The 17,057-nt window shown below is 44.8% G+C and carries 14 protein-coding genes; 11 read left to right on the top strand and 3 right to left on the bottom strand.

Features of this window, described 5'->3' with window-relative positions:
• Positions 1-159 precede the first annotated feature (159 nt).
• The 7 genes from ABD894_RS24015 to lepB all read left to right on the top strand — a co-directional run bounded on the left by ABD894_RS24015 (position 160) and on the right by lepB (position 7,508).
• Positions 160-1,386, top strand: a complete 1,227-nt coding sequence (locus ABD894_RS24015; RefSeq protein WP_345213635.1) for an HD domain-containing protein — start codon at positions 160-162, stop codon at positions 1,384-1,386.
• A gap of 53 nt (positions 1,387-1,439) precedes the next feature.
• Positions 1,440-2,483: a UDP-3-O-(3-hydroxymyristoyl)glucosamine N-acyltransferase gene (gene lpxD / locus ABD894_RS24010; RefSeq protein ID WP_345213634.1), complete on the top strand. Its 1,044-nt coding sequence runs from the start codon at positions 1,440-1,442 to the stop codon at positions 2,481-2,483.
• A gap of 19 nt (positions 2,484-2,502) precedes the next feature.
• Entirely contained in the window at positions 2,503-3,900 is a 1,398-nt protein-coding gene (locus tag ABD894_RS24005) for a bifunctional UDP-3-O-[3-hydroxymyristoyl] N-acetylglucosamine deacetylase/3-hydroxyacyl-ACP dehydratase (RefSeq protein ID WP_345213633.1), read from the top strand.
• 8 nt (positions 3,901-3,908) lie between these two features.
• On the top strand, positions 3,909-4,691 hold the full coding sequence (lpxA, locus tag ABD894_RS24000) for an acyl-ACP--UDP-N-acetylglucosamine O-acyltransferase (RefSeq protein WP_345213632.1): 783 nt from the start codon (positions 3,909-3,911) through the stop codon (positions 4,689-4,691).
• A gap of 216 nt (positions 4,692-4,907) precedes the next feature.
• On the top strand, positions 4,908-5,525 hold the full coding sequence (locus ABD894_RS23995) for an ABC transporter ATP-binding protein (protein ID WP_345213631.1): 618 nt from the start codon (positions 4,908-4,910) through the stop codon (positions 5,523-5,525).
• 167 nt (positions 5,526-5,692) lie between these two features.
• On the top strand, positions 5,693-6,256 hold the full coding sequence (gene efp, locus ABD894_RS23990; RefSeq protein ID WP_345213630.1) for an elongation factor P: 564 nt from the start codon (positions 5,693-5,695) through the stop codon (positions 6,254-6,256).
• 148 nt (positions 6,257-6,404) lie between these two features.
• Positions 6,405-7,508, top strand: coding sequence for a signal peptidase I (gene lepB / locus ABD894_RS23985; RefSeq protein ID WP_345213629.1), 1,104 nt, complete (start codon positions 6,405-6,407; stop codon positions 7,506-7,508).
• 118 nt (positions 7,509-7,626) lie between these two features.
• Here the strand turns inward: lepB and ABD894_RS23980 are convergent, their stop codons facing one another.
• The 3 genes from ABD894_RS23980 to ABD894_RS23970 all read right to left on the bottom strand — a co-directional run bounded on the left by ABD894_RS23980 (position 7,627) and on the right by ABD894_RS23970 (position 9,773).
• Positions 7,627-8,394 (bottom strand): exodeoxyribonuclease III, encoded by a 768-nt coding sequence (locus ABD894_RS23980; RefSeq protein WP_345213628.1) that lies wholly within the window; start codon positions 8,392-8,394, stop codon positions 7,627-7,629.
• A 314-nt stretch (positions 8,395-8,708) separates the two neighbouring features.
• Entirely contained in the window at positions 8,709-9,407 is a 699-nt protein-coding gene (locus tag ABD894_RS23975) for a peptidylprolyl isomerase (protein WP_345213627.1), read from the bottom strand.
• Between the two features lie 12 nt (positions 9,408-9,419).
• Entirely contained in the window at positions 9,420-9,773 is a 354-nt protein-coding gene (locus tag ABD894_RS23970; protein ID WP_345213626.1) for a hypothetical protein, read from the bottom strand.
• A 94-nt stretch (positions 9,774-9,867) separates the two neighbouring features.
• Between ABD894_RS23970 and ABD894_RS23965 the strand changes: the two genes are divergently transcribed.
• From ABD894_RS23965 to polA, 4 genes are all read left to right on the top strand, one after another.
• Complete coding sequence (locus tag ABD894_RS23965; protein ID WP_345213625.1) at positions 9,868-10,188, top strand: hypothetical protein; 321 nt, start codon at positions 9,868-9,870, stop codon at positions 10,186-10,188.
• A 73-nt stretch (positions 10,189-10,261) separates the two neighbouring features.
• Positions 10,262-12,583: a TonB-dependent receptor gene (locus tag ABD894_RS23960; RefSeq protein ID WP_345213624.1), complete on the top strand. Its 2,322-nt coding sequence runs from the start codon at positions 10,262-10,264 to the stop codon at positions 12,581-12,583.
• A gap of 100 nt (positions 12,584-12,683) precedes the next feature.
• Positions 12,684-13,664 carry an alpha/beta fold hydrolase gene (locus tag ABD894_RS23955; protein ID WP_345213623.1) on the top strand — a complete coding sequence of 327 codons (981 nt, stop codon included), beginning with the start codon at positions 12,684-12,686 and terminating at the stop codon, positions 13,662-13,664.
• A gap of 202 nt (positions 13,665-13,866) precedes the next feature.
• The gene (gene polA, locus ABD894_RS23950; protein ID WP_345213622.1) at positions 13,867-16,677 is read left to right on the top strand and encodes a DNA polymerase I; all 2,811 of its coding nucleotides are present in this window, start codon (positions 13,867-13,869) and stop codon (positions 16,675-16,677) included.
• Positions 16,678-17,057 lie beyond the last annotated feature (380 nt).

Raw genomic sequence — 17,057 nt, 5'->3', positions numbered from 1 at the left:
GGTGTCGGGCAGTTTGTAATTCTAAAAAAATTTGATCAAGCCTATAACCGCAAAGCAAAGGTTTTGTTGTTGAATATTATATGGTTTAACAAAAAATAACAAATATAAGATACTTTAATAAAGCATATTTGACACATTTGCAAAGTTTTAAAATTAGCATTGAATAAAAAGAAAATTATAAACGACCCTGTGTATGGTTTTATCAGTATCCCATCCGAGCTGATATTCGATCTTATTGAGCACCCATACTTTCAGCGGTTAAGGCATATTAAACAACTGGGGATGACACACCTCGTATATCCCGGTTCGTTACATACCCGCTACCACCACGCGTTGGGCGCCATGCACCTGATGGATCTGGCTATTGAAACCCTGCGCGACAAAGGCCACGAGATCTCTGCCAAAGAAGAAGAATCTGTTAAGATCGCCATATTGCTGCATGATATTGGCCACGGCCCGTTCTCGCACGCGCTGGAGCATACCATAGTTAAGGAGATCAGCCACGAAGATATATCGGCCATGTTGATGGCGCGTATTAACGACGAGTTTGATAACCGCCTCGAAATGGCGATCAGTATATTTAATGATACCTATCCGCGCCGCTTTCTGCATCAACTGGTTTCAGGCCAGCTGGATATGGACAGGCTGGATTATCTTAACCGCGACAGCTTTTTCACCGGTGTTACCGAGGGCGTGGTAGGTTCAGAGCGAATCATTAAAATGCTCACTGTAAAGGATGACCAGATGGTGGTAGAAGAGAAGGGTATTTATTCGGTAGAGAAATTTTTGGTAGCCCGAAGGCTAATGTACTGGCAGGTGTACCTGCATAAAACAGTAATAGCGGCCGAAGAAGCCCTCGCCAAGATATTGGTACGTGCCCGTGAGCTGGCATTGAGCGGCACCGAACTGTTTTGTACGCCCGCGCTTCGCCATTTTTTATACAATACGATTACTAAAGAGCAATTCATCAGCGAACCGGTACACCTCAAGACGTTTGCCTGTTTAGATGATACCGATATTATGTCGGCAGTGAAGGTTTGGGTTGATAGCGAGGATATAGTTTTGGCTATGTTATGCCGTAATTTGGTTTACAGGCGTTTGTTTCATGTAGAAATTACCAAAACACAGCCCGATGAAAAGGTTATTGCTGAATTGCGCCAAAAGGCGATGGAAATGTATGGTATCAGCGCGCATGAGGCAGCGTACTTTGTGTTTACCGATACCATTTTGAACAATGCTTACAAAGTTGATGACGCTAACATACGCATACTGATGAAGGACGGCAGCGTAAAGGATATTACCTCCGCCAGCGATAATTCGAGCCTGGAAGCCTTGACGAAAACAGTAAAAAAATATATTATTTGTTATGCCAAGCACTTATTATAAATATGAGTGTATGTATAATTTGTTGCTTTAATATTAACATTTAAATTTGTACGATGCAATTTACCGCACAGCAAATAAGCTTATTGTTAAACGGAACGGTTGAGGGTGATGCTCTTGCAGCGGTTGATAAGCTGGCTAAGATAGAAGAAGCCACTACCGGAGCCTTGTCGTTTTTGGCCAACCCCAAGTACGAACCGCATTTGTATACCACAAATGCGTCCATAGTAATTATTAATAACGACTATGTGCTCACCGAGCCTGTAAAGCCTACGCTGATACGGGTAGAGAACGCTTACAGCGCTTTTTCGATACTGCTGGAGCAGTACAATACCATAAAGCTTAATAAGGCCGGAATAGAAACGCCCAGCTTTATACACCCCTCGGCAACCATTGGTAAGGATGTGTATATAGGCGCGTTTGCATACATAGGGCCTAACGTCAAAATAGGCGACAAAAGTAAAATATACCCCAATACATATATTGCCGACAATGTTGAAATTGGTGATAATGTTACGTTATTTGCAGGCGTAAAAGTGTACTTTGATTGTGTTATAGGTAACAATGTCATCATTCACTCGGGTGCGGTAATTGGCAGCGATGGCTTTGGCTTTGCGCCCGCGGCTGATGGCAGCTATAAAAAAGTGAGCCAGATTGGCAACGTTATTATAGCCGATGATGTGGAAATAGGTGCTAATACCGCTATTGACAGGGCCACAATGGGCTCAACCATTATAAGCAAAGGCGCTAAAATTGATAACCTGGTGCAGGTAGCACACAATGTGGAAGTGGGTACCAATACGGTTATTGCCGGGCAGGCCGGCATATCGGGCAGTACCAAAATAGGTAGTAATGCCGTTATAGGCGGGCAGGTTGGTATTGCAGGCCATTTAACTCTTGCTAACGGTACGCAAATTTCGGCGCAAACAGGTGTCAACAGTTCTATTAAAGAAGAAGCAAAACAATGGGGCGGATCGCCTTATTTGCCATATAAAGATTATTTGAGGGCGCACGTTAACATACGCCGCTTGCCCGATATGGAAAAAAGAATATCAGAACTCGAAAAAATAATTGCTGAACTGCAAAAAGCAAACGGCTGATGCGGTTAATGTTAAGTATATGAACATAAAACAAAGAACTATTAAAGGGCCTGTTTCAGTATCAGGCACCGGTTTGCATACCGGTGAACGTGTTACCATGACCTTTAACCCCGCGGCAGAAAACCACGGGTATAAATTCAGAAGGGTAGATATTGCCGGGCAGCCTGTTATTGATGCCGATGTGGATAATGTTACCGATACATCACGCGGTACCACTATTTCGCAAAATGGCGCCAGCGTAAGTACTGTTGAACACGTGCTTGCGGCATTGGTAGGTTTAGAGGTTGATAATGTGCTGATTGATTTGGATGGCCCGGAAATTCCTATTATGGATGGTAGTTCTATCCAGTTTGTAGAGGCATTGATCAATAATGGTTTTTTAGATCAGGATGCTGATCGCGAGTATTACCATATTACCCACAACATTCATTACACCGAAGAAGACAGGAAAGTAGAGATGGTGGCCATGCCGCTTGACGATTACCGCTTTACCTGTATGGTTGATTACAACTCCGATGTACTGGGCAGCCAGCACGCCAGTATCTCTACCATTACCGAATTTACTAAAGAGATAGCCTCGTGCCGTACCTTCTGCTTTTTACACGAACTGGAAATGCTGTTAAAGCACGACCTGATAAAAGGTGGTGACCTTAACAATGCCATTGTTGTTGTTGATAAAGAGGTTGATAATGAAGAGCTGGCGCACTTAGCCAAGCTGTTTAACCGTAAGGACATTAAGGTAGCCCCGCAGGGTATATTAAACAATATTGAATTACGCCACCAAAACGAACCGGCAAGGCATAAATTGCTGGATATGATAGGCGATCTTGCACTGGTTGGTGTGCCGTTAAAAGGTCATATTATGGCGGCTCGTCCGGGTCACGCGGCTAATATCGCCTTTGGTAAAAAAATAAAAGCACTTATTAAAAAAGAAAGAAGCCGCAAATACCAAAAGGTGTACGACCCCAACATGACCCCGGTTTATGATACCGTACAGATCATGAACATATTGCCGCACAGGCAGCCGTTCCTGATGATCGATAAAATTCTGGAGCTGACCAAAACCCATGTAGTAGGTTTAAAGAACGTTACCATGAACGAAGATCTGTTTATGGGGCACTTCCCTGGTCAGCCTTTGTTTCCGGGGGTTTTACAAATTGAAGCGATGGCGCAAACCGGTGGCATACTGGTGCTGAATACCGTTCCCGATCCGGAAAACTACATTACGCTTTTCCTAAAAATAGAAAACGCCAGGTTTAAAGATAAGGTTACCCCGGGCGACACCGTTATATTCAGGTGCGACCTGATAGCGCCTATCCGCCGCGGTATTGCTCAAATGAGGGGAGTTGGCATGGTTGGCTCAAAAATTGTAGTTGAAGCAGAGCTGATGGCTCAAATTGTACGTAAAAAAGCATAATAACAAGCATGATACAACCTTTAGCATATATACACCCGCAAGCCAAAATAGCCGACAACGTGGTTATTGAACCATTTGTTACCATTCATAAGGATGTTGAAATAGGCGAGGGTACCTGGGTGGGCTCAAACAGTGTGATAATGGATGGTGCCCGTATCGGTAAAAACTGCCGTATATTTCCGGGTGCTGTAGTATCTGCACCACCGCAGGATCTTAAATACAAGGGTGAGCAAAGCACGGTTACCATTGGCGACAATACGGTGATCCGCGAATGCGTTACCCTTAACCGCGGTACCGCGCTCGATAAAAATACCACCACCATAGGTAAAAACTGTTTGCTGATGGCCTATGTACACGTAGCGCACGATTGTATTATCGGCGACAACGTGATCATTGCCAACGCGGTACAACTGGCCGGGCACATAAATGTATATGATTACGCCTTCATCGGCGGCACATCTGCCGTGCACCAGTTTGTTGAAATTGGCGCACACAGCATGATCTCCGGTGGTTCATTGGTGCGTAAAGATGTACCGCCTTATACCAAGGCCGGTCGCGAACCGCTGTCATACATCGGTATCAACTCGGTAGGTTTGCGCCGCCGTGGCTTCGCTGCCGAAACCATTAACGAGATCCAGGAAATTTACCGCATCATTTTCCTAAAAAAATACAACGTTACCAAAGCCCTCGATATCATCGAAGCCGAATTTAACCCAACGGTTGAGCGCGACGAGATTGTAAACTTTGTACAAAACTCGCAACGCGGTATCATGAAGGGTTTCGGGATATAATTTGTCTTCGACCGGAATTTATAGAATTTAGGAATTATCTGAATTTTATAAATTCCGGCAAGCTAAAAGCAACTGTCATTGCGAGGTACGAAGCAATCGCGAACATAAAGAGCCGATATGCATAGCTACGTGATTGCTTCGTACTCGCAATGACAGCATTAAAACCAGCTTACATTCTGTAAATTCTTTAATTCTAAAAATTCCGGTTCCGACGAAATGAAGATCACCCTCGAAAACATTGGCCGCCGCTTTAACCGCGACTGGATATTTAAAGGGGTTGATCAAACCTTTACTGCTGGCGAAAGCTATGCCATATTAGGCCCTAACGGCTCGGGCAAATCCACACTTTTACAGGTGCTTAACGGCAGCCTCGCACCATCTTCGGGTAAGCTGAACTATTTTTATGGCGATAAGCCGCTGGAGGTAGAAAAGGTATTTAACCACCTGAGCCTTGCCGCGCCGTATTTAGAACTTATTGAAGATTTTACGCTGACCGAAGTGATCGATTTTCACTTTCAGTTTAAGGCTTACAAAACCGGGATAGATAAAAACGCGGTGATTGATCTGCTGAACATGGCTGCCAGTAAAAATAAACCGGTACGTTACTTTTCATCGGGCATGAAACAGCGCCTGAAACTGGCGCTCGCTTTTTGCTCTGATACCCCAATGCTGATGCTTGACGAGCCAACCTCCAACCTGGATACCCAGGGTGTGGATTGGTATCTCGGCCTGGTGCAACAATTCGCCGCCGGCCGCCTCACCATCATCTGCTCGAACCAGCAGCACGAGTACGATTTTTGTAAACACACATTGAATATTGTTGATTATAAGTAGGGTTGTGGGTAAAGTTGTGAGTTGCGTGTTGTAAGTTGTGTGGCTTACGTTAAACACAATTTGCAATATCTAAAACTCTTATCTCACAACTTACAACACGCAACTCACAACCTCATTTGCATCTTTCCGTGTAAGTGGCTAATTTTGCGCCTCAATATTAAGTTTTTATGGCTAAAGCATCTGAAGTAAAGAATGGTAATATACTACGCTTCAACGGGGAGTTGTTGCAGGTAGAAGAATTTTTGCACCGTACCCCCGGCAACCTGCGTGCCTTTTACCAGGCCCGTATGCGTAACGTTAAATCGGGCAAGTTGGTTGAATACCGTTTCCGTACGGATGAAGAAGTAACCATTGCGCGTGTAGAAACTAATAACTACCAGTATTTATATGAAGATGGCGATTCGTTAGTGGTAATGGATAACGAAACTTACGATCAGCATAATATTCCGAAGGCATTGTTTGGTCCGGCGGTAAAGTTTTTAAAGGAGGGTATCAACGTAATTATAGCTTTTGAAAGCGAAGAGCCTATTATGGGGCAACTGCCTGCATCGGCCGAGTTGGAAGTTACTTACACCGAACCTGCTGTAAAAGGCGATACCTCAACCAACGCGCTAAAATCTGCAACGGTTGAAACCGGTGCCGAAATCCGTGTTCCGTTGTTCATCAACATTGGCGATAAAGTTAAGGTAGATACCGCTACCGGCGCTTATGTTGAGCGTGTGAAAGCATAAGGTTTTTAATAGAAAATATATACAAGAGCGCCCGACACAAGGGCGCTTTTTTTATGGGTTAACATTTTTTGTGAATTTTATTAACAAGGTTGTAACAAATACGCTCAATTGCAATCCAATCAGTTAGTTATACTAAATTCTGTAAGTTATGGCTATGAAATGGACCAATATCCTATCCCGCAAAAAGACGGAAACACCTAAAAAAAAGAAAACAAAAGCCCGCGAATGGTTTGATGCCATTGTGTTTGCAGTGGTGGTATCCACTGTGATCAGGGGGCTGCTTTTCTCGGCTTATGCCATTCCTTCCGCATCAATGGAAGGTACGGAGCTAACCGGCGATTATCTTTTTGTGAGCAAGTTATCTTACGGTCCGCGTATGCCCATGACGCCTGTATCCATTCCTTTCCTGGAATCGCATGTAGGCGGCTTTAAAACTTTTTGGGATGGTGTAAAGCTGCCTTACTTCCGTTTGCCGGGCTTATCTAAAGTTAAAGCAGGCGACATTGTGGTATTCAACTATCCGCCAACACACGATAACGACCCTGTAGATATGCATACTCACTATATAAAACGTTGCCAGGGCATAGCCGGCGATGTGGTGGAGATAAAAGACGCGCAGGTTTACATCAACGGCAAAATAATGCCTAACGCGCCGCAGGCACAAACATCTTACCATGTTATAGTGAACAGCAATGGTATTAATCCTAAGCTGTTAACTGATCTGCATATTGAAGTAACAGGGCAGGCCGGTGATGCCGATTATATAATGATCATCCCGGCGGATAGCTATAAAGAATTTAAGGCTTGCACAGGCGTGGCCTCCATAAGCCCGGTAATTGAACCTAAAGGCGCGCAGGATTTAAGCGTATACCCACAAAGCTCATTATTTAACTGGAACCAGGATAATTACGGTCCGCTTACTATACCTAAAAAAGATTGGACGGTAAAGTTGAACGATTCGACCATGGCGCTGTACAAACAAGCCATTGAGCGTTACGAACACAACATCGTAAGGCAGGAAGGTAAGGATTACTATATTAACAATAAAAAGACTGGCAGCTATACCTTTAAAATGGATTACTACTGGATGATGGGCGACAACCGCCACAATTCGTCCGACTCGCGCTATTGGGGCTTTGTACCCGAAGATCACGTGGTTGGTAAGGCGATGATCACCTGGATGAGCATCGACAGCACCCAAACACCGCTGAAAAAGATCCGCTGGAACAGGATATTGAAACCGATAAATTAATCAAAAAAGATTGTCATTTCGAACGAGGTACGAGGAGAAATCTTCTTCATCAAGCAAATCGCAGACAGGTATGGCGAAGAAGATTTCTCACTCCGTTTCGAAATGACACAGGAACACCTTAAAACTCCAGTTCCAGCAACACCGGGCAATGGTCTGAATGCCTTGCTTCGGGCAGTATAGCCGCACGTTTAATGTGTGGTTCTAAGGGCGCTGTGGCCATGGTATAATCAATACGCCAGCCTAAGTTTTTAGCTCTCGCATTTGCGCGGAAACTCCACCATGTATAGTTATGCGGCTCGGGGTTTACATGGCGAAAGGTATCTATAAAGCCCGAATTAATAAAGTTCTCCATCCAATCGCGTTCGGCGGGTAAAAAGCCGGATGAATTGGCATTTGATTTAGGGTTGTGAATATCGATAGCGCGGTGGCAAATATTATAATCGCCGCATACTACCAGTTTGGGGAAGCGGGTTTTCAGTTCGGCCAGGTAAGCGCCAAACTCATCCAGGAAACGGAACTTAAAATCCTGGCGTTCCTCACCGCTTGAGCCTGATGGGAAGTAAACGCTCATTACCGATACCTCATCAAAATCAACACGGATATTGCGGCCCTCGCGGTCGAAATCGGCAATGCCGCAGCCGTATTCAATGTGGTTCGGGATGCGTTTGGTAAATATCGCGGTACCACTATACCCCTTCTTTTCTGCCGGGAACCAGTAATGCTGGTAGCCAAGCTCCTCAACCAGTAAAAGATCGGTAAGCACATCCGGCGTAGCCTTTATTTCCTGCAAACAAACCACATCGGCATTGGTAGCCTGTAGCCATTCGAGCCAGTTTTTGCTCATGGCCGAGCGTATGCCGTTAACGTTATAGGTAATTATCTTCATGTATATGAGTATCGAACACTGATTTTGAACGCCGAATATCGAAGTATTAAATCAAAAATAAGAATGGAGTTGTGTATTTCACTGTCATCCCGAAACGCAGTGAGAGATCTTCTTCGCAATGCCTGTCTGCTACTTGCCAGTTATATAATTCCGCTTGATAGTAGACTTACGAAGTTTTTAAAACTTCGTAAGTCTTAAAAACCGTACTGGGTTGTCATGGTGAGCACGTCGAACATGTGGGCAAAGGCCACTACACGTAGCCTTCGACGAGCTCAGGCTGACACCAATTGTTAAAAGAAACGTCCAAAATTTCTTTACTTCCCTTCCAACCCCAGCAGCTTATCCAACTGCTTACATTCACTTTTACTGAGCAATTCAACCGTTATCGGGACATCCGCCAGCGGGCGATCATTGCCATCTGTTTTTACCACGGCGATGAGGTCTACCATTTCTATACCTGTAACCACTTCGCCAAATACGGTATAACCCATATCAAGGTGAGGGATACCGCCAACTGCTTTGTAATATTCGCGTTGGCTTAGCGGGATCTTACGACCTTTCAGGCGGGTTTCCTGTACTTTGTCGAGCGCTTCATCGGTAAAGCGTTTGCCCTCTGCAATATAAAACTGCGATCCGCTGGATGCTTTGTCGGGGTTATCGTCCCTCGCGGCAGCCAGTACGCCCTTTTTGTGAAAGATGCTGTCTCTGAACTCTGCCGGAACAGTATAACCTACCGAACCCTCGCCCAGCGCGGCACCGGGTTTGGCATTTTTCGAGTCCGGATCGCCGCCCTGTATCATAAAGTCTTTTATCACCCTGTGAAAAAGCGTACCGTTAAGCGTGCCCTGCTTAGCCAGCTTTATAAAGTTATCGCGGTGCAGCGGGGTTTCGTTATACAGCCTGATGATGCACTGGCCATAACTGGTTTTAATGCGTACATACTGGTTTTTAGGCGGTTTAGCAAAAGCGCAAACCGATATGAACAGCAGCGCGATGGTAGTCAGTTTTTTCATGCCCTAAAATACCTATTCCTGCGGATTATCGATCTCATCAAAATAGTCAACCATCAACGATTTAATGAGCATTTCCTGCTCAAGCAGGGTATAATTAGGAATGGGTTTAACCGCTTTCCAATGCGGCCAGCCATCCTGATCAAGCCCCTCCAGCTCGTAAAAGCCCATTTTGCTGAACAACTTGCAATTAGCAATATGCATCAGTTCTTCCTTTTGGCGCTTGCTGAACTTACGCGGGCCCTGCCCAAGTTCCTGCACACCTATTAAAAACAGCATTACCTTTAAATCAGGCTTCTCATTGTCAAAATCGTCGGCAATGCGTTGCTGTAACTCCTCCCATCTCTTATTTACTTCTGCTGGTTTCATTTGTGGCAAAGATACGCTTAACAACATTGTTACCGTTAAATGATACTTTGAATATTTTATTAATTATCTTTGCAACTTAGTTACATTACTGGTCTTGAAACGTAATTCTAAAAAGATTATCACCTCAGCAATATTACTGATCTGCTTTATAGCGGGCCAGCTAATAGTGTATACGCACCAGCACCACCTCATTAAACAGGCCGATAAGATCAATACGGCAAAAAATCAGCACCAGCAGATCTTTACAGAAAAGTGTCAGATATGTGATGCCATGCACCATACCAGTATGGATGTAGTGCATAACAACTATGCTGTACACTTAACCGCTGCCCCTTATGTATACCATACCGGCGATTTTGATTTTTTAAGTTTCGCGCTTATCCAGTCCGACGGGCTTTCTCCCCCGGTTGCATAACCCATTATGCAACTAACGCTGCTGCTTTTACGCGGCGGCAATTATTTTCTTGAAATACCCTTAAAACACTTTAATGAAACTTAAGCTATTTATAGGCATGCTTTTACTATTGGTACAAAGCATCGCGTTCGCTGATAATATCAATTTAAAAGGCCGTGTAGTTGATGGCAATAATCAACCATTACCGGGCGCCACCATTACCATTCCCGATCTTAAAATATCAACCCAAACCAATGTTGATGGTGAGTTTTCTTTCAAAGCCATACCTAACAGAGGCAAGTTTTTAATACAGATACAGTATGTAGGCTTTAAAACGCTTACGCAGGTGATCGACCTGGCTGGCGGAACCGATTTAACCTTTAAACTCCAGGCATCAGTTATTGAAGCCCGTGAAGTAGTGATTACCGGCACGCCTATCAGCGGCAATAACCGCCAAAACAGCACATCGGTAAGCGCGCTTAACCGCGAAGAATTACTAAGACCTGCAACAAACCTGATAGACGCTTTGGCCAAACAGGTACCGGGCGTATCGCAAATTACTACAGGCCAGGGTATTTCTAAACCCGTAATACGCGGTTTAAGCTATAACCGTGTAGTTACCCTTAACGATGGTATTAAGCAACAAGGCCAGCAATGGGGCGACGAGCATGGCGTGGAAGTTGACCAATACGGTGCCGACAGGGTAGAGGTACTGCGCGGCGCGGCATCTTTACTATACGGATCAGACGCTTTGGGCGGTGTAATTAACTTACTGGAGCCTTTAACCCCGGCCGACGGACAAATTCGTGGTGAGTTTTTAACCAACTACTCTACCAATAATGGCTTAACGGGTTCATCATTAATGCTAACCGGTAACGAAAATGGTTTTGTATGGCGCGGTCGCGGATCATATAAAAACGCGTATTCATTTAAAACCCCTTCGGGATATTTCCCTAACTCGGGCTTTAACGAAACTAACCTGAGCGGTATGCTGGGCCTTAACAAAAACTGGGGTTACTCGCATATCAATTTCTCGTACTATAAAAACAACATCGGCTTTTTTGATCCGGAACCGGGAAGCGGCTACAACTTCTTAAAGGAAGATGGCGAAGCATTTACCGATGCCGATTACAAAAACCGTAAATTATTATTCCCGAGACAGGACATTCGCCATTACAAGATCAACTGGGATAACAATATTATAGTAGGCAGCGGTCACCTGAAATTGAATTTCGGTTACCAGAAAAATCAGCGCCGCGAGCTGGAGGACAGTCTTGATCCATCATTATTCTTCGACCTGAATACTTACTCGGGCGATGCGAAATATTACCTGCCCGAAAGCAATGGCTGGCAGCCCGTATTTGGCGCAAGCACCGAAATTGGCCATAGCGTAAATAAAGGAGCCGAGTTTTTAATACCCGATTATGATACCTATGGCATTGGCGCTTTTGCCTACGCTAAAAAGGCATGGGGTAAAAATACCTTTAACGTTGGTGTACGTTATGATTACCGCAAAAACACCGGTAAAGAACTGCTGGAAGATGGCGAAGAGAAATTCGGCGCGTTTACCAATAAGTTTTCAAACGTGAGCGGTGCGTTGGGTTATACCCACGAGTTTAACGATAAACTGAACTTTAAAGCGAATGCAGGTTCGGCCTTCCGTGCACCAAATCCTGCCGAACTGGCTTCAAATGGCGTACATGAAGGTACCTTCCGCTATGAAATAGGTAACAGTAACCTGTCGCCGGAGAGAAGTTACCAGGCCGATGCAACTTTAGAATATGATGATAAATTTTTAAGCGCAAGCGCGAGCATTTACAATAACTACATCCATAATTTTATTTACTCAAGCCACACACCCGGCGATATAAGGGAAGAAACCGCTGCCGACGGTAGCACCAGCAGCTATGATGTTTACCATTACGGACAGGTAAATGCCAACTTATATGGCTTTGAAGGTAGCCTTACCCTACACCCGGTGAGCTTTATTCACTTCGAGAACGTGTTTGGCTATGTGCACGCGCAAAATACAACGCTTAACAGGCCGCTGGCATTCATCCCGGCAGGTTCGTTGAGGAATACCCTGCGTTTTGAGCCGAACATCCGGGGCTTAAAGCAATCGTTCATTTATGTAGGTATCGATAACTTCTTTAAACAAGGCCGTTTCGATAGCACCTTTGAAACCGCTACATCGGGTTATACCCTGTTAAACGCGGGCGTGGGTACTACCGTTAACCTGGGTAAACAACCATTGAAACTATATGTATCAGGTAATAATCTGCTCGATAAAAAATACTACGATGCGCTTAGCCGTTTGAAAGCCGGTCGCATCAGTACAGAGGATCCAACTTTTGGTATTTACAACCCGGGCCGTAATATTACGTTCGGTGTTTACTTGCCGTTCTCTATAAAATAAAGCTAATATAAAATACCCCTGTTAGCAGCATCATTTCCTGTAAAAAGGAATGATGCTTTTTTGTTTGTAAACATTTTTAAAGCTATAGTGTATAATTATTATGTACAGAAAACCCGCCCTGCTGATCCTGTTCCTGCTGATCAGATTTGCCGCGTTTGCGCAGCCCGATACCATCTCCATTACGCTGGATAATGTTCAATACCCGTACCCGGTAAAATTTATGCCGGTAAACACCGACGGACAGGATCTGCGGATGGCCTATATGGATATTGCCCCGGCCAATGCCAACGGTAAAACGGTAATGCTGTTTCATGGCAAAAACTTCGGCGGCTATTACTGGACTAATGTGATCAAGGCGTTTACCGCCAAAGGCTACCGTGTGATAGTGCCCGATCAGTTGGGTTTCGGTAAATCGTCAAAAGCGTTTATCCACTACAGCTTTCATAAACTGGCGCGGCTAAACAAACAACTGCTGGATACCCTCGGCATAAAAAAGACCTACATTATGGGGCACTCCATGGGAGGCATGCTGGCCACGCGCTTTACGCTGATGTATCCCGAAACGGTAGAAAAACTATTGCTCGAAAATCCGATAGGCCTGGAAGATTACCACGCCTTTGTACCTTACCTGAGCGCCGAAGAGCAGTACAAAACAGAACTGAAGACAACGCCCGAAAGCGTAAAGAAATACTACCAAAACTCCTACTTTACTCAGTGGAAATCTGAATACGATTACCTTGTTAAGATAGGTGCCAACGTAAGCAAAAGCGCTGATTTTCCGCGGTACGCGAAAGTGGCGGCATTAACTTATGAAATGATCTACGAGCAGCCCGTTTGCTACGAGTTCGGACTGATAAAAGTGCCGACGGTGCTTTTCATCGGCTTAGAGGATAATACCATTGTAGGCAAGGGTCTGCTTTCGCAGGCAGAACAAGCCAAACATGGCCAATACAAAATATTAGCCCCCGAAACCGCAAAAAAGATCCCGAATGCAAAACTGATCACCTTTGAAGGCGTAAAACATATTCCGCATATTGAAGAGCCTGAGAAGTTTTTAAAGGCCTTGGAAAAGGAGTTGTAAGTTTCTATCCCAACCATCTGCTTTTATCATTTAATACAGGAAGGTAATAGTTAAAATCTTATGCTTCAAAAAATAGTACAGTAAACTCCTGCAGCCAAATCAGACCGTGATTTCTTTCTGTGATTGGGCGAACATAAATTGTACTTTTGAAATATTATGTCGATGCAATAAACCGCTATCGGTATAATCCATAAAAAACACTATGAAGAAACTCTTTCTATTGGATGGCATGGCCCTTATTTACCGGGCTCATTTCGCGTTAAGCAAAAACCCGCGTTTTACTTCGGGCGGATTAAACACTTCGGCTGTGATGGGCTTTACCAACACCCTGCTCGATGTGCTTAAAAAAGAAAAGCCTACCCACATGGCCGTGGTATTTGATACCGATGCGCCAACCGAACGCCATACCGATTTTGAAGCATACAAGGCACACCGCGAGGCAATGCCCGAGGATCTGTCGAAAGCATTGCCCTATGTAATTAAGGTAATACTGGGTTTCAACATTCCGGTAATTACCAGCGATGGTTACGAGGCCGATGATATTATAGGCACCCTTGCCAAAAAAGCCGAACTAAAAGGTTACCAGGTTTATTGCATGACCCCCGATAAGGATTTCGCGCAGCTGGTATCAGACAATATCCGTATTTACAAACCGGCCCGCATGGGTAACGAAATGGAAATACTGGGCGTAAAAGAAGTATTGGCCAAATGGGAAGTGGAACGTGTTGAACAGGTGATAGATATTTTAGGCCTTTGGGGCGATGCCGTGGATAATATACCGGGCATACCGGGTGTGGGCGAAAAAACCGCCAAAACGCTTATCAAACAATATGGCTCTGTTGAAAACATTATAGCCAACAGCCACGAACTGAAGGGCAAACTGAAAGAGAACGTAGAGAACTTCGCGCAACAGGGCCTGTTATCCAAAAAACTGGCTACTATTATACTGGATGTTCCGGTGGAACTGGATGAGGAAGGCCTGGAAATTTGCGCGCCGAGTAAAGACCTGCTGGAGCCTCTGTTTGCCGAACTGGAATTCCGTACGCTTGGTCGCCGTGTATTTGGCGATGAGTTCAGCATCACCGAAATGAAGGCGGCATCGGTACAAACCGATTTATTTGGCAACCCGGTTAACGGCGGCTATACCAGCCTAACGGTAAACACTACCGAAATTTCAGAGCCCGAAGTTCCCGTCAACATAAAAAACATTAATACGGTTGAGCATACCTACCATTTAGCGGATACACCCGAAAAGCGAGCCGAACTGATAGCCATGCTTAAACAACAAAAGGATATTTGCTTTGATACCGAAACCACCGGTACCGATGCCAACTTTTGCGAACTGGTAGGTTTATCATTCGCGGTAAAACCGGGCGAGGCCTGGTATGTGCCGGTACCGGCTACCGAGCAGGAAGCAAAAGCCATCGCGGCCGAGTTTAAAGAGGTATTGGAAAATGAAAACATTGGCAAAACAGGCCAAAACCTAAAGTTCGATATCCTGATGCTGAAATGGTACGATATTGAAGTAAAGGGCAACCTGTTTGATACCATGCTGGCGCATTACGTGATCGACCCGGATACCCGCCATAATATGGATATCCTGTCGGAAAATTATTTGAACTATTCCCCTGTTTCCATTACCACGCTTATCGGTCCCAAAGGCAAAAATCAGGGCAACATGCGCGATGTGGAGATAGAAAAGATAAAAGACTACGCTGCCGAAGATGCCGACGTTACCCTGCAACTGCGCGGCGTTTTCGAACCGCAGATTAAACAGGTAGAAAGCGAAAAACTGATCAATGAAATTGAGCACCCGCTGGTGTATGTACTGGCTGATATGGAATACGAAGGTGTACGCATAGATCATGATACCCTGCGAGATTTCTCCAAACTACTGGAAACTGATATCGCCCAGCTGGAAAAGACTGTATTTGAAAAAGCCGGTGTAAAGTTCAATATCGCGTCGCCAAAGCAATTGGGCGAGGTGCTGTTCGAGAAACTATTGCTCGACCCTAAAGCTAAAAAAACTAAAACCGGCCAATATCAAACCGGAGAGGATGTACTGCTTGCCCTTGCCGCCAAAAGCGATATTGTGAGGGATATACTGGATTTTCGCCAGTTGCAAAAGCTAAAATCAACTTATGTGGATGCCTTGCCGCAAATGGTGAACCCTAAAACGGGTCGCGTACATACCTCCTATAATCAGGCCATTGCGGCTACAGGGCGCTTAAGTTCTAATAACCCTAACCTGCAAAATATCCCTATCCGTACCGAACGTGGCCGTGAGGTGCGTAAGGCCTTTATTCCGAGGGATAGCGGGCATACCATTATCTCTGCCGATTATTCGCAGATAGAGCTGCGCATTATAGCCGAAATCAGCAAGGATGCCAACATGATGGACGCTTTCATCAAGAACATCGATATCCACACCGCTACCGCGGCCAATGTTTATGGCGTAGCGGTTGAAGAAGTTACAAGCACGCAAAGGCGCAATGCCAAGGCGGTTAACTTCGGTATTATTTACGGGCAGTCGGCATTTGGTTTATCGCAAAACCTGGGTATTCCGCGTAAAGAGGCTGCCGATATTATTGAGCAATACTTCGCGCAGTTCCCGGGCATAAAAACCTACATGAGCGATACCATGAACTTTGCCCGCGAAAACGGCTTTGTAACCACGCTAATGGGCCGCAGGCGTTACCTGCGCGATATTAATTCGGCCAATGCTACCGTGCGTGGCTTTGCCGAACGAAATGCCATTAACGCCCCCATACAGGGTTCGGCGGCAGATATGATCAAGATAGCCATGATTAACATTCATCGCGAGCTGAAAGCGCAAAAGCTGGATGCCCGCATGACCATGCAGGTGCATGATGAGTTGGTGTTTGATGTACCGCACCACGAAATAGAAATTGTAAAACCGATCATCATGCACAACATGAAAACCGCCATCAAAACCGAAGTGCCTATTATGGTAGAAATAGGCTCGGGCAATAACTGGCTGGAAGCGCATTGATAAAATAATTTTCGGAGAAAGAGACATTCCTCTCTCCAGACATACGAAGTTTTAAAAACTTCGTATGTCTTTCGCCATCCTTCACTGTCATGCTGAGGAACGAAGCATCTGTTGGCTACTTTTAAAGCAAAGATTCTTCTTCGCCATACTTATCTGCGATAGATGCTTCGTTCCTCAGCATGACAGTGGGGAGTGGTTGTGAGCCATCGTCATTTTACCTTCAAGTTCAAAAGGGAATTAAAATTCTCGCAATTGTAAAGGTCAAGTAATTCGGTAACAGAATTAGCTTTATGTTATAAAGCTAAACGTTATGCGAAACATTAACAATGATCTTACATTAAAGCGGAATTATCTTAGCAAATATCGATTCCTGATCAGTG

The sequence above is a fragment of the Mucilaginibacter gynuensis genome, assembly GCF_039541195.1.
GTDB classification, from domain to species: domain Bacteria; phylum Bacteroidota; class Bacteroidia; order Sphingobacteriales; family Sphingobacteriaceae; genus Mucilaginibacter; species Mucilaginibacter gynuensis.
This window is presented reverse-complemented; position numbering and strand designations above follow the sequence as displayed.